Here is a 12,848-nt window from a genome sequence, read left to right as displayed (position 1 = left end):
GCCCCCGCCCCTCAGGCCGCGGCCGCCCATCCCGCGGTGGCGGCAAGCCATCCGCCGGTGGCGCCGAGCCGTCCCGCGGTGGCGGCGAGCCATCCGCCGGTGGCGGCGAGCCATCCGCCGGTGATCGCCCAGGCCCCGGCGCGCCAGCCGGTGGCGGCCGCCCGGCAGGCCCCGCCCCGTCCGGTCCAGGCGGAGCGGGCGGCCCGGCCACCGGTCCATGTGGCGCAGCCGCAGCACCGGCCGCCGCCCCAGCCCGAACGCCGCCCGCTCCCGCCGCCGGAGCAGCGCAAGCCGGGCGACCCGCTCCAGAACTGACGCGTTGCCTCCAGCCCCCCAATCGTCATTGCGAGGAGGCAAAGCCGACGAAGCAATCCATCGCGCCGCACGAACGGCCCGATGGATTGCTTCGCTGCGCTCGCAATGACGGGGTTGGGAATGCCGCAAAAGTCCCCGCCGGCGGGAACACGGCCCCGCCCGGTTTCGGCCGGCTTTCCCGGCCTGCGGGCGGCGACATTGCGCCGGGCGGTCCGGGCCCTTATGTTCCGGGCCGATCAAGGCTTCAGGCGCACCGATGAGCTCTCCCCAGGACCATATCCGCAACTTCTCGATCATCGCCCATATCGACCACGGCAAATCGACCCTTGCCGACCGGTTGATCGAGCGCTGCGGCGGGATGGAGATGCGCGAGATGAAGGCGCAGATGCTGGATTCGATGGACATCGAGCGCGAGCGCGGCATCACCATCAAGGCGCAGACCGTGCGCCTGGGCTACACCGCCAAGAACGGCGAATCCTATCAGCTGAACCTGATGGACACGCCCGGCCATGTCGACTTCGCCTATGAGGTCAGCCGGTCGCTCGCCGCCTGCGAGGGTTCGCTGCTGATCGTCGACGCCTCGCAGGGCGTCGAGGCGCAGACCCTGGCCAATGTCTACCAGGCGATCGACGCCAACCACGAGGTGGTGCCGGTCCTCAACAAGATCGACCTGCCCGCGGCGGAGCCGGAGCGGATCCGCCAGCAGATCGAGGACGTCATCGGCATCGACGCCTCCGACGCCGTGCTGATCTCGGCCAAGACCGGCATCGGCATCGACGACGTGCTGGAGGCCATCGTCCACCGCCTGCCGGCGCCGAAGCACGCCGACCCCGAGGCGCCGCTGAAGGCGCTGCTGATCGACAGCTGGTACGACCCCTATCTCGGCGTCGTCATCCTGGTGCGGGTGGTCGAGGGCACGCTGAAGGTCGGCCAGAAGGTGCGCTTCATGGCGACGGGTGCGGCGCGCGAGCTGGACCGCGTCGGCTATTTCACGCCCAAGGCGATACAGGTGCGCGAACTCGGCCCCGGCGAGGTCGGTTTCATCACCGCCGGGATCAAGGAGATCGCCGAGACCAAGGTGGGCGACACCCTCACCGAGGACCGCCGCCCGGCCGCGGCGCCGCTGCCGGGCTTCAAGCCCTCGGTCCCCGTGGTGTGGTGCGGCCTGTTCCCGACCGACGCTAACGATTTCGAGCGGCTGCGCGACAGCCTGGGCAAGCTGGCCCTCAACGACGCCAGCTTCCATTTCGAGGCCGAGACCTCGGCCGCGCTGGGCTTCGGCTTCCGCTGCGGCTTCCTGGGCCTGCTGCATCTCGAGATCATCCAGGAGCGGCTGGAGCGGGAATTCGACCTCGACCTGATCACCACCGCGCCGTCGGTGGTCTACAAGCTGCAGATGACCGACGGGTCGGTGCTGGACCTGCACAACCCGTCCGACATGCCCGATGTGATGAAGATCGCCCGGATCGACGAGCCCTGGATCAAGGCCACGATCATGCTGCCGGACGAGTATCTCGGCGGCATCCTGCAGCTGTGCACCGAGCGGCGCGGCGAGCAGATCGAGCTGACCTATGTCGGCGGCCGCGCCATGCTGGTCTACCGCCTGCCGCTGAACGAGGTGGTGTTCGACTTCTACGACCGGCTGAAGTCGATCAGCCGCGGCTATGCCAGCTTCGACTACCAGATCGACAGCTACCGCGAGGGCGACCTGGTGAAGCTGTCGATCCTGGTGAACCAGGAGCCGGTGGACGCCCTGGCCATGATCGTCCACCGCAGCCAGGCCGACCGCCGCGGCCGGCATCTGTGCGAGCGGCTGAAGGACCTGATCCCGAAGCAGCTGTTCAAGATCGCGATCCAGGCGGCGATCGGCGGCAAGGTGATCGCCCGCGAATCGCTGGCCGCGCTGCGCAAGGACGTGCTGGCCAAGTGCTATGGCGGCGACATCAGCCGCAAGCGCAAGCTGCTGGACAAGCAGAAGGAAGGCAAGAAGCGGATGCGCCAGTTCGGCGAGGTCGAGATCCCGCAGAGCGCCTTCATCGCCGCCCTGAAAATGGGTGATCAATAGTCGGCCTCGCACCGGCACCGGCCTTCTTGTCCAACGTCATTCCCGCGAAAGCGGGAATCTCGTCGAAGTGGCGAAGAGATCCCATGTCTGCGCCGCAGCACTCCGTGCCGCGCCGCGCACGGGATGACGTCGGCCGGCTTGCCTACCAGAGCGCAGACAGTGCGGAACTTCGCGGCGATCGTCGATGTTGCGCATAGGCACCCGCGGCGATGCGGGCGCGATGCGAGGGAGGCTGTGCCATGACGACCGAGATCGAGCCGGTGATCGTCTATGAGGCGGATGGCAAGCAGAAGCTGCTCGGCCGCGCCGACGAACTGGTGGCCTGGCTGGGCTCGCTGTTCCAGACCGTCTCCGACGACCGCAGCGTCGAGCATGAGCGGGCCGGGCTGAAGCGCGAGGAGATCCTGACCCAGATCGACGCGCTGCTGCGCGACGTGAAGGGCGACATCGCCGCCGGCAAGCCGGTGCTGAGCCCCGCGACCCGGGGCGAGGCGGTGGCGCTGATCGCCACCTTCCACACCGTGCATCCCGCCACCGGCAAGCTGCCTTAGCGCAGGTCACATCGCGGTCGGGTCCAGCTCGCGCGGGACATGGCCGAGCTGCTGCAGCAGGCCGAGCTTGTCCCACGCGTCCCAGATCCGCGTCGCCTTGCCGCCCTCGATCCGGGCGAAGGACAGGCCGCTGATGTCGACCGCCACCGGCCCGGACGGCCCGATGGCGGAGCCGCGGGCCCGCCAGCGCAGCGCGACGCGGTCGTCGTCGGCGACGGCGTCCTCGACCGTGAACTGCAGCTCCGGCATCCGCTCCTGCAGCCTGGCGTAGAGCTCCTTCAGCTCGCCCTTGGAGCGGCCGACGCCGCTGTGCATGTCGGTCGCGGCGCAGCTGTCGCACAGGATCTCGTCCGCCGCCTCGATCCGCCGTTCGTTCCACACCTCCTGGAACCAGCGGCGGCCCAGCACCTCGTTGGGATGCATGTCGTCCTCCCCTCGTGACCTCGCCAGTATAGGCCCGGGGCCGCATCGCCAGCCCGGCCGATCGGACAAGGCCCCGGCGGCCGCCCCGCGCCCGGCTCATGGCTGCCCGCGCCCTGCGACTCATTGCGCCGTCCCGGCTGATACGCCGTGGCTGCATTGGTGCCCGCCGGCCGCTGCCGCGATGATGGCGGCTCCGGAGCGATGGGACCGAGATGGACGCGACGACCAAGCTGCCCGACCGCAAGGCCGTGCAGGCAGACGGGCTGCCGGTGCCGCGCCGCTACGGCGCCATGCTGGCGATGTCGATCGCCATCGCCGTGTCGGTGCTGGACATCGCCATCGCCAACACCGCGCTGCCCACCATCGCCATCGACCTGCAGGCCAGCCCGGCCGCCTCGGTCTGGGTGGTCAACGCCTACCAGCTGGCGCTGGTGGTCTCGCTGCTGCCGCTGGCGGCGCTGGGCGAGATCATCGGCTACCGCACCGTCTACATGGCTGGGCTGGCGCTGTTCACCGTCGCCTCGGTGGCCTGCGCCCTGTCCTGGTCGCTGCCCAGCCTGACCGCGGCGCGGGTGCTGCAGGGCTTCGGCGCCAGCGGCATCATGAGCGTGAACGCGGCGCTGATCCGCTTCATCTACCCCAGCCGGCTGCTCGGCCGCGGGATCGGCTTCAACACCCTGATCGTGGCGATCTTCTCCGCCCTCGGTCCCACCGTCGCCGCCGGCATCCTGGCGGTCGCGTCCTGGCAGTGGCTGTTCGCCGTCAACCTGCCGCTCGGCATCATCGCGTTGGCCGTGGCGCTGCCGACCCTGCCCTACACCGCGCGGTCGACCCACCGCTTCGACCTGATCAGCGCCGCCCTGAACGCCGGCGCCTTCGGCCTGCTGATCGTGGCGATCGGTGAGGGCGCACACCGGGCGTCGGCGCTCGAGGTCGGGCTGGAGCTCGCCGGGGCGGTGCTGTTCGGCGCGCTGCTGGTGCGCCGGCAGGCGGAGCATCCGGCGCCGCTGCTGCCGCTCGACCTGTTCCGCCGGCCGATCTTCGCCCTGTCGGCGCTGACCGCCGCCTGCTCCTTCGCCACCCAGGGTCTGGCCTTCGTCGCCCTGCCCTTCTACTTCCAGGGCACGCTGGGCCGCAGCGCGGTCGAGACCGGCCTGCTGATGACGCCGTGGCCGGTGGTGGTGGCGATCATGGCGCCGATCGCCGGCCGGCTGTCGGATCGCTATTCCGCCGGGGTGCTGGGCGGCATCGGCCTGGCCATCCTGTGCCTGGGCATGGTGCTGATGGCCCTGCTGCCGCCGGAGCCGAGCGTGCTGGACATCTGCTGGCGCATGGCGCTGTGCGGCTGGGGCTTCGGCTTCTTCCAGGCGCCGAACCAGAAGGCGCTGATCGCCAGCGCCCCGCCGCATCGCAGCGGCGGCGCCAGCGGCATCGTCGCCCAGGCGCGGCTGCTGGGCCAGACCATCGGCGCCGCCCTGGTGGCGCTGTGCTTCAGCCTGGCGGCGGTGCACGGGCCGGCCCTGGCCCTGGCGGTGGGCGCCGGCTTCGCCGGGGCGGCCAGCATCGCCAGCTTCCTGCGCCTGCTGCCGAACGACCCGAGCCGGCGGCCGCAGCGGGTCGATCCGATCGACATCGACCCGATCGAGTAAGAACCTACCGTTCGGCGGCGAAGACGAAGGGCTGGGGCAGGCGCAGGGCCACCGCGTCGCCCACGGCCAGCGTCGGCAGGTCGGCGGCGTAGCGGTCGGCCTCGATCCGGATCGGGTCGGGCGACAGCGTCGTCTCGGCCTCGATCGTCACCGTGGTGGCGCTGTGCAGCACCCGCCGGGCGGTGCCGGCGACCACGCCGTCGCCTGCGGTGCCGGGCGGCACCAGCCGGATGGCGCGGGGCCGGATGTCGGCGATGGCCCGGCTGCCGCCGGCCAGCCCCCGGGTGTCGGCCGGCAGGCGCAGCCCGGCGATCTCCACCGTGCCGCCCTCGGTCACCGTGCAGGGCAGGCGGTTGACGTCGCCGAGGAAGCTGGAGACGAAGGCGGTGGCCGGGCGGTCGACCAGCGCCGCCGGGTCGCCCTGCTGTTCGATCCGCCCGTCGCGCATCACCACCACCTGGTCGGCCAGCTCCAGCGCCTCCTCCTGGTCGTGGGTGACGAACAGGCTGGTCAGGCCGGAGCGGTCGTGCAGTTCGCGCAGCCACACCCGCAGCTCCTTCCGCACCTTGGCGTCGAGCGCGCCGAAGGGTTCGTCGAGCAGCAGCAGCTTGGGTTCGATCGCCAGGGCGCGGGCCAGGGCGACGCGCTGGCGCTGGCCGCCCGACAGCTGGCGCGGATAGCGCCCGCCGAGGCCGGGCAGGTGCACCAGGGCCAGCAGCTCCTCGACCCGGCGGGTGATCTCGCTCTTCGCCGGGCGGGTGGCACCGGGGCGCACCTGCAGGCCGAAGGCGATGTTGCCGAACACCGTCATGTGCCGGAACAGGGCGTAGTGCTGGAACACGAAGCCGATGCGGCGCTGGCGCGGCCGCACCGCGGCGATGTCGGTGCCGTCGACCAGGATCTGCCCGGCATCGGCGCGCTCCAGCCCGGCGATGATGCGCAAGAGCGTGGTCTTGCCCGAGCCGGAGGGGCCGAGCAGGGCGACGAAGGCGCGGTCCGGCACCTCCAGCTCGATGCCGTCGAGCGCGAAGACCGGGCCGAAGCGCTTGGTCAGGCCTTGGATGGCGATCGGCATACGGCTCAGCTCTCCGCGGAATCGAAGCGGTCCGAGCGGAACCGCCATTCGAGCAGGGTCTTCAGCACCAGGGTCACCAGCGCGAGGCCGGCGAGCAGCGAGGCCACGGCGAAGGCGCCGACGAAGTTGTACTCGTTGTAGAGGATCTCGACCTGCAGCGGCATGGTGTTGGTGACGCCGCGGATGTGGCCGGAAACCACCGAAACCGCGCCGAATTCGCCCATCGCCCGGGCATTGCACAGCAGCACGCCATACAGCAGCGCCCATTTGACGTTGGGCAGCGTCACCCGGAAGAAGGTCTGCCAGCCGCTGGCGCCCAGCAGCACCGCCGCCTCCTCCTCGTCGGTGCCCTGGTCCTGCATCAGCGGGATCAGCTCGCGCGCCACGAAGGGCAGGGTGACGAAGATGGTGGCGATGACCAGGCCGGTGACGGTGAAGATCACCTGGATGCCGTGGTCCTTCAGGAACGGCCCGAACCAGCCATTGGCCCCGAACACCAGCACGTAGATCAGGCCCGAGATCACCGGCGAGACCGAGAAGGGCAGGTCGACCAGCGTGGTCAGCAGGCTCTTGCCCGGGAATTCGAACTTGGCGATGGCCCAGGCGGTGGCCAGGCCGAAGATCGTGTTCAGCGGCACGGCGATGGCCGCGACGATCAGGGTCAGCCGGATCGCCGCCAGCGAATCGGCGCTGCCGATGCCGGCGAGATAGGCGGCGAAGCCCTTGCGCATCGCCTCGGTCAGCACGACCGCCAGCGGCAGCACCAGGAAGATGCCGAGGAACAGGGCGGCGATCGCGATCAGCGCGACGCGGATGCCCAGCGGCTCTTCCCACGGCCGCTGCGCCGGCTTGAGGCGCCTGCGCGCTGCCGCCAGCGTGTTGGTCAGTCCGCCCATTTGCGGCTCCAGCGCTGCAGCAGGTTGACCACCAGGATGATGACGAAGGACGCGGCCAGCATCATCGACCCGATGGTGGCGGCGCCGGCGTAGTCGTACTCCTCGAGCCGGATGACGATCAGCAGCGGTGCGATCTCTGACAGGCCGGGGATGTTGCCGGCGATGAAGATGACCGAGCCGTATTCGCCGACCGCGCGGGCGAAGGCCAGGATGAAGCCGGTGAGGATCGCAGGCAGCAGGGGCGGCAGCACCACCCGCCACACCACCTGCCAGCGCCGGGCGCCGAGGGTCGACGCCGCCTCCTCGATCTCGCGGTCGAGATCCTCCAGCACCGGCTCGACCGTGCGCACCACGAAGGGCAGGCCGATGAAGACCAGGGCGATGAAGATGCCGGGCGGGCCGAAGGCGGCCTTGATGCCGATGTCCATCAAGGGTCCGCCGAGCCAGCCCTTGGGCGAGTACAGCGACGCCAGGGCGATGCCCGCCACCGCTGTCGGCAGGGCGAAGGGCAGGTCGATCAGCGCGTTCATCAGCGGCCGGCCATAAAAGCGGTAGCGCACCACCACCCAGGCGACCAGCGTGCCGAACACGACGTTGACCGCCGCCGCCAGCAGCGACAGGCCGAAGCTGAGCTTGAGCGCGCCGAGCGTGCGCGGCGAGGAGACCACCCGCCACACGCCCTCGGCCCCGAGCTCCCAGGGCCGAATCACCAGCGCCGCCAGAGGCAGCAGCACCAGCAGCGCGAGATAGGTGAGGGAGAAGCCGAGGGTCAGCCCGAATCCCGGCAGCACGCCGACATGGCGTGATGCCGGGGGCGGGCTCTCTCTAGCCCTTTCGGTAGATCTGATCGAAGGTGCCGCCATCCGAGAAATGTGTCTTCTGTGCTTTCTGCCAGCCACCGAACAGGGGGTCGTCGATGGTGATCAGGTTGACCGCGGGAAAGGCGTCCTTGTACTTCGCCGCGACCTCGGGCGAACGCGGACGGTAGAAGTTCTTGGCCGCGATGTCCTGCCCTTCCGGCGAATACAGGAATTCGAGGTAGGCCTGGGCGACGGCGCGGGTGCCGTGGGCATCGACCACCTTGTCGACCACCGCGACCGAGGGTTCGGCCAGGATCGAGATCGACGGCACCACGATGTCGAACTCGTCGGGGCCGAGTTCCTTGACCGCGAGGAAGGCCTCGTTCTCCCACGCCAGCAGCACGTCGCCGATGCCGCGCTGGACGAAGGTGGTGGTGGAGCCGCGGGCGCCGGTGTCCAGCACCGGGACATTGGCGAAGATCTTCTGCACGAACTCCGCCGCCGTCTTGTCGTTGCCGCCGGGCTGCTTCAGGGCGTAGCCCCAGGCCGCGAGGTAGTTCCAGCGCGCCCCGCCCGAGGTCTTCGGGTTCGGGGTGATGACCTGGACGCCTTCCTTGGTCAGGTCCGGCCAGTCCTTGATGCCCTTTGGGTTGCCCTTGCGCACCAGGAACACGATGGTCGAGGTGTAGGGCGCGCTGTTGTCCGGCAGCTTCTTCAGCCAGTCCTTGTCGATCAGCCCCTTGGCGGCGATGGCGTCGACGTCATAGGCCAGGGCCAGGGTGACGACGTCGGCCTGCAGCCCGTCGATCACCGACCGCGCCTGGGCGCCGGACCCGCCATGCGAGGCCTCGATGGTCAGGGTGTCGCCGGTCTTGGCCTTCCACTGTTCGGCGAAGGCCGCGTTGATCTTCTGGTACAGCTCGCGCGTCGGATCGTAGGACACGTTGAGCAGCTTGATGTCGGCCGCATGCGCCGTGGCCGAGGCCAGCGCAATGGCCGCCGCGGCCAGCAGCCGAGTGGTCATGGTTCGCATGACTCGACCCTCCAATGTTCGTGTTGTGTGTCGACGCGGCGTCGCGGGACAGTAAGGCGGGGAAAAGCGACGAACGCAATCTCTATTTTACATCAAATGCAACGATCGGATGTAGATTATACGATCGAAGACAGTTATTTACACGTTCGCGTTTGCCCTTCGCTTTCGCACATGCACACGGCCGATCGGACGTGATCCTGCGCAATCGGCGCGAATTCCGATTGCATCGGAAAGCAGGCCGATGCAGATTTTCGTTTGCGAATATCGAAAGCGGCGATGCCGCAAACAGAGGCAGGAAACGTGACTGAGGTGCTGTACGACCTCCTGGTCATCGGCGGCGGCGTCAACGGCGTCGGCATCGCACGCGATGCGGTGGGGCGCGGCCTGTCCGTCCTGCTGTGCGAGAAGAACGACCTGGCCGGCGCCACCTCCTCGGCCTCGACCAAGCTGATCCATGGCGGCCTGCGCTACCTCGAATACTACGAGTTCCGGCTGGTCCGCGAGGCGCTGATGGAGCGCGAGGTGCTGCTGCGCTCCGCCCCGCACATCATCCGGCCGCTGCGATTCGTGCTGCCGCACGACCGGTCGATGCGGCCGGCCTGGATGGTGCGGATCGGGCTGTTCCTCTACGACCATCTCGGCGGCCGCAAGATCCTACCGGCCAGCCACGGGCTGAAGCTGCGCGGCGGCGCCATCGGCCGGGTGCTGCGGCCGGAGCTGACGCGCGGTTTCGAATATTCCGACTGCTCGGTCGACGACGCCCGGCTGGTGGCGCTGGCGGCGCTGGATGCGCGCGAGCGCGGCGCCGAGATCCTGACCCGCACCGCCTGCGTCGCGGCGAAGCGCGCGGGCGACCGCTGGATCGCGACGCTCCGTAGCACCGATGGGCGCAGCGACGACGGGACCGAGCGGCAGGTGGCGGCGCGCGGCCTGATCAACGCGGGCGGCCCCTGGGTCAAGCATGTGCTGAACGACACGGTCGGCCTGCCCGGCGCCAGCAAGGTCCGGCTGGTCAAGGGCAGCCACATCGTGGTGCCCAAGCTGTATGACGGGCCCGAGGCCTTCATCCTGCAGAACGCCGACCGGCGCATCGTCTTCGTCATCCCCTATGAGGGGAAATTCTCGCTGATCGGCACCACCGACCTGGACTATCACGGCGACCCGACCGGCGCCGCGATCACGCCGGAGGAGACCGCCTATCTGTGCGAGGCGGTCGGCCGCTGCTTCACCGCCGGACCGACGCCGGACGACGTGGTCTGGAGCTATGCCGGGGTGCGGCCGCTCTACGATGACGGGTCGTCCAGCGCGTCGGAGGCCACCCGCGACTATGTGCTGGAGCTGGACGCCCCCGCCGGCCAGGCGCCGGCGCTGTCGGTGTTCGGCGGCAAGATCACCACCTTCCGCCGGCTGTCCGAGCACGCGCTGGAGAAGCTGGCGCCGGTGATGGCGATCAAGGGCAAGCCCTGGACCGCCGCCGCCGCCCTGCCCGGCGGCAACATGCCGGACGCCGATTTCGAGGGCTTCCTGGCCACGCTGCGCGCCGCCCGGCCCTGGCTGCCCGAGGCGCTGGCCCGCCGGCTGGCACGGGCCTACGGCACCCGGGTCGACCGGCTGCTGGGCACGTCCCAGTCGCTGGAGGATCTCGGCCGCGACTTCGGCGCCGGGCTGACCGAGGCCGAGCTGGAGTACCTGGCCGACCAGGAATGGGCGCGGACCGCCGACGACGTGCTGTGGCGCCGGTCCAAGCTGGGCCTGCACATCCCGGCCGCGGCGCATGGCGCCATCGACGACTGGCTGCGGGCGCGGAACTCGCAGCCCCGGGAAAGGGCCGCATCGTGACCCTCGTGCTCGACGGCGTGACCAAGGAGGTGGGGGCCGAGCTGCACATCGCGCCGCTCGACCTGACCCTCGAACCCGGCACCCTGACCGTGCTGCTGGGCCGCACCCAGGCCGGCAAGACCACGCTGATGCGGCTGATGGCGGGCCTCGACCGGCCGACCCGCGGCAAGGTCCTGGCCGATGGCCGCGACGTCACCGGCGCCTCGGTGCGCAAGCGCGACGTCGCCATGGTCTACCAGCAGTTCATCAACTACCCCTCGAAGACGGTCTACGACAACATCGCCTCGCCGCTGCGGCTGCAGGGCCTCGGCCGCGCCGAGGTCGACCGCAAGGTGCGCGAGACCGCGGCGATGCTGCGGATCGACCGGTTCCTGGAGCGGCTGCCGGGCGAGCTGTCGGGCGGCCAGCAGCAGCGCACCGCGATTGCCCGCGCCCTGGTCAAGGATGCCGGCCTGCTGCTGCTGGACGAACCCTTGGTCAATCTCGACTACAAGCTGCGCGAGGAGCTGCGGGCCGAGCTGTCGGAGATCTTCCGCCGCGGCAAGGCGATCGTGGTCTACGCCACCACCGAGCCGGCCGAGGCGCTGATCCTGGGCGGCCGCACCGCGGTGCTGGACGAGGGAAGGCTGCTGCAGATCGGGCCGACGGTCGAGGTGTTCCAGCACCCGGCCTCGACCAAGGTGGCGGAGGTGTTCAGCGACCCGCCGATGAACATCGGCCCGGCCGAGGTGGCCGACGGCGCCTTGCGGCTGGCCGACGGCGTCGCCGTGCCGCTGGCCGGCCACCTCGCCGGGCTGGCGGCCGGCCCCTGCACCGTCGGGGTGCGGCCGAGCCATCTGCGCCTGGGCGACGCCGGGCCGGGCGAAGCGTCGGTCGCGACCGAGGTCCAGCTGGCCGAGATCAGCGGATCCGAGACCTACATCCATTTCCACTTCGGCGACCGGCCCTGGGTGGCGCAGCAGACCGGGGTGCACAAGCACCCGCTGGGCACGCCGGTGACGATCGCGATCGACCCCCGCCGGATCTATGTGTTCGACGCGGCCGGACGGCTGGCGGCCGCCCCGCAGCGGGCCCCCGACGCCAGGCCCACACTAGCCAGGAACGGGTGAGGACATGGCCCGCATCGAGCTCAAAGCCCTCGCCCACAGCTACAAGCCGAACCCGACCGAGCCGTCGGACTATGCCCTGCGGCCGATGGACATGGTGTGGCAGAGCGGCCGCGCCTACGCGCTGCTGGGCCCGTCCGGCTGCGGCAAGACCACGCTGCTGAACATCATCTCCGGCCTGGTGACGCCGAGCCACGGCCAAGTGCTGTTCGACGGCACCGACGTCACCCGGGCGTCGCCGGAGCAGCGCAACATCGCCCAGGTGTTCCAGTTTCCGGTGGTCTACGACACCATGACGGTGGCCGAGAACCTGGCCTTCCCCTTGCGCAACCGGAAGCTGCCGAAGCCGGAGATCGCCACCCGCGTCGCCGAGGTGGCGGAGATGCTGGAGCTGACGCCGGTGCTGAAGCGCCGCGCCCGCGGCCTGGACGCCGACGAGAAGCAGAAGATCTCGCTGGGCCGCGGCCTGGTGCGCAAGGACGTCGCCGCGATCCTGTTCGACGAGCCGCTGACGGTGATCGACCCGCATCTGAAGTGGCAGCTCCGGCGCAAGCTGAAGGAGGTGCACGAGCAGGTGCGCACCAGCCTGATCTACGTCACCCACGACCAGGTCGAGGCACTGACCTTCGCCGATGAGGTGATCGTGATGTATGACGGCCAGGTGGTGCAGATCGGCACGCCGCAGGCCCTGTTCGAGCGGCCGGCCCACACCTTCGTCGGCTATTTCATCGGCAGCCCCGGCATCAACCTGCTGCCCTGCGTGGTCGACCAGGGCGACGCCGTGGTCGATGGCGGCCGCATCCCGCTGTCCGCCGCGACGCTGCAGGGGGTCGCGGGCTTCCTGCAGGGCGGCGCCGGCACGCTGGAGATCGGCATCCGGCCGGAATTCCTGGAGATCGCCGACAGCGGCGTGCCGGCGGCGGTGACCGCGGTCGACGACCTCGGCACCCATGCCATCGTCACCCTCCGGCTGGGCAGCGCCACGGTGAAGGCCAAGCTGGGCGAGGACCGCCGCCTGTCCGGCGACACCGCGTTCCTGCGCTTCCCGCCGGAGCGCACGCTGCTTTACGCCGACAGCAGGCTGGTGAGCTAACCC

At 70.1% G+C, this 12,848-nt stretch carries 11 protein-coding genes and 1 pseudogene; 7 read left to right on the top strand and 5 right to left on the bottom strand.

Annotated elements, in window-relative coordinates:
• The 3 genes and pseudogenes from AB4112_RS30670 to AB4112_RS30660 form a co-directional block, all read left to right on the top strand.
• A pseudogene (locus tag AB4112_RS30670) lies at positions 1–315 on the top strand (hypothetical protein); the annotation flags it as partial.
• A gap of 256 nt (positions 316–571) precedes the next feature.
• Positions 572–2,380, top strand: coding sequence for a translation elongation factor 4 (lepA, locus tag AB4112_RS30665; RefSeq protein WP_441725233.1), 1,809 nt, complete (start codon positions 572–574; stop codon positions 2,378–2,380).
• 239 nt (positions 2,381–2,619) lie between these two features.
• Positions 2,620–2,931 carry a hypothetical protein gene (locus tag AB4112_RS30660; RefSeq protein ID WP_441725231.1) on the top strand — a complete coding sequence of 104 codons (312 nt, stop codon included), beginning with the start codon at positions 2,620–2,622 and terminating at the stop codon, positions 2,929–2,931.
• A 6-nt stretch (positions 2,932–2,937) separates the two neighbouring features.
• Here the strand turns inward: AB4112_RS30660 and AB4112_RS30655 are convergent, their stop codons facing one another.
• Complete coding sequence (locus AB4112_RS30655; RefSeq protein WP_441725228.1) at positions 2,938–3,354, bottom strand: ester cyclase; 417 nt, start codon at positions 3,352–3,354, stop codon at positions 2,938–2,940.
• 212 nt (positions 3,355–3,566) lie between these two features.
• On the opposite strand from AB4112_RS30655, the gene AB4112_RS30650 reads away from it, so the two are divergent.
• A complete protein-coding gene (locus tag AB4112_RS30650) occupies positions 3,567–5,003 on the top strand; it encodes an MFS transporter (RefSeq protein ID WP_441725225.1) in 1,437 nt (478 codons plus the stop codon).
• Positions 5,004–5,007: 4 nt separating this feature from the next.
• Here AB4112_RS30650 and AB4112_RS30645 read toward each other — a convergent pair whose 3' ends face one another.
• Genes AB4112_RS30645 through AB4112_RS30630 form a run of 4 tightly spaced genes read right to left on the bottom strand, consistent with a single transcriptional unit; the run spans position 5,008 to position 8,807 of the window.
• Positions 5,008–6,078, bottom strand: coding sequence for a sulfate/molybdate ABC transporter ATP-binding protein (locus tag AB4112_RS30645; protein ID WP_441725222.1), 1,071 nt, complete (start codon positions 6,076–6,078; stop codon positions 5,008–5,010).
• A 5-nt stretch (positions 6,079–6,083) separates the two neighbouring features.
• Positions 6,084–6,974 carry a sulfate ABC transporter permease subunit CysW gene (gene cysW / locus AB4112_RS30640; RefSeq protein ID WP_441725219.1) on the bottom strand — a complete coding sequence of 297 codons (891 nt, stop codon included), beginning with the start codon at positions 6,972–6,974 and terminating at the stop codon, positions 6,084–6,086.
• Entirely contained in the window at positions 6,962–7,837 is an 876-nt protein-coding gene (cysT, locus tag AB4112_RS30635) for a sulfate ABC transporter permease subunit CysT (protein ID WP_441725216.1), read from the bottom strand. The genes cysW and cysT overlap by 13 nt, the downstream gene beginning before the upstream one ends.
• Positions 7,800–8,807, bottom strand: coding sequence for a sulfate ABC transporter substrate-binding protein (locus AB4112_RS30630; protein ID WP_374710673.1), 1,008 nt, complete (start codon positions 8,805–8,807; stop codon positions 7,800–7,802). Before AB4112_RS30630 ends, cysT begins: the two co-directional genes overlap by 38 nt.
• Before the next feature lie 300 nt (positions 8,808–9,107).
• Between AB4112_RS30630 and glpD the strand changes: the two genes are divergently transcribed.
• The 3 genes from glpD to AB4112_RS30615 are packed head-to-tail and all read left to right on the top strand — an operon-like array spanning position 9,108 to position 12,845.
• Positions 9,108–10,646: a glycerol-3-phosphate dehydrogenase gene (gene glpD / locus AB4112_RS30625; RefSeq protein WP_441725213.1), complete on the top strand. Its 1,539-nt coding sequence runs from the start codon at positions 9,108–9,110 to the stop codon at positions 10,644–10,646.
• Complete coding sequence (locus tag AB4112_RS30620) at positions 10,643–11,755, top strand: ABC transporter ATP-binding protein (RefSeq protein ID WP_309800702.1); 1,113 nt, start codon at positions 10,643–10,645, stop codon at positions 11,753–11,755. The genes glpD and AB4112_RS30620 overlap by 4 nt, the downstream gene beginning before the upstream one ends.
• A 4-nt stretch (positions 11,756–11,759) precedes the next feature.
• Positions 11,760–12,845 carry an ABC transporter ATP-binding protein gene (locus AB4112_RS30615; protein ID WP_441725210.1) on the top strand — a complete coding sequence of 362 codons (1,086 nt, stop codon included), beginning with the start codon at positions 11,760–11,762 and terminating at the stop codon, positions 12,843–12,845.
• Positions 12,846–12,848 lie beyond the last annotated feature (3 nt).

This window comes from Inquilinus sp. 2KB_23 (assembly GCF_052115705.1).
In the GTDB taxonomy this organism is placed as follows: domain Bacteria; phylum Pseudomonadota; class Alphaproteobacteria; order DSM-16000; family Inquilinaceae; genus Inquilinus; species Inquilinus ginsengisoli_A.
This window is presented reverse-complemented; position numbering and strand designations above follow the sequence as displayed.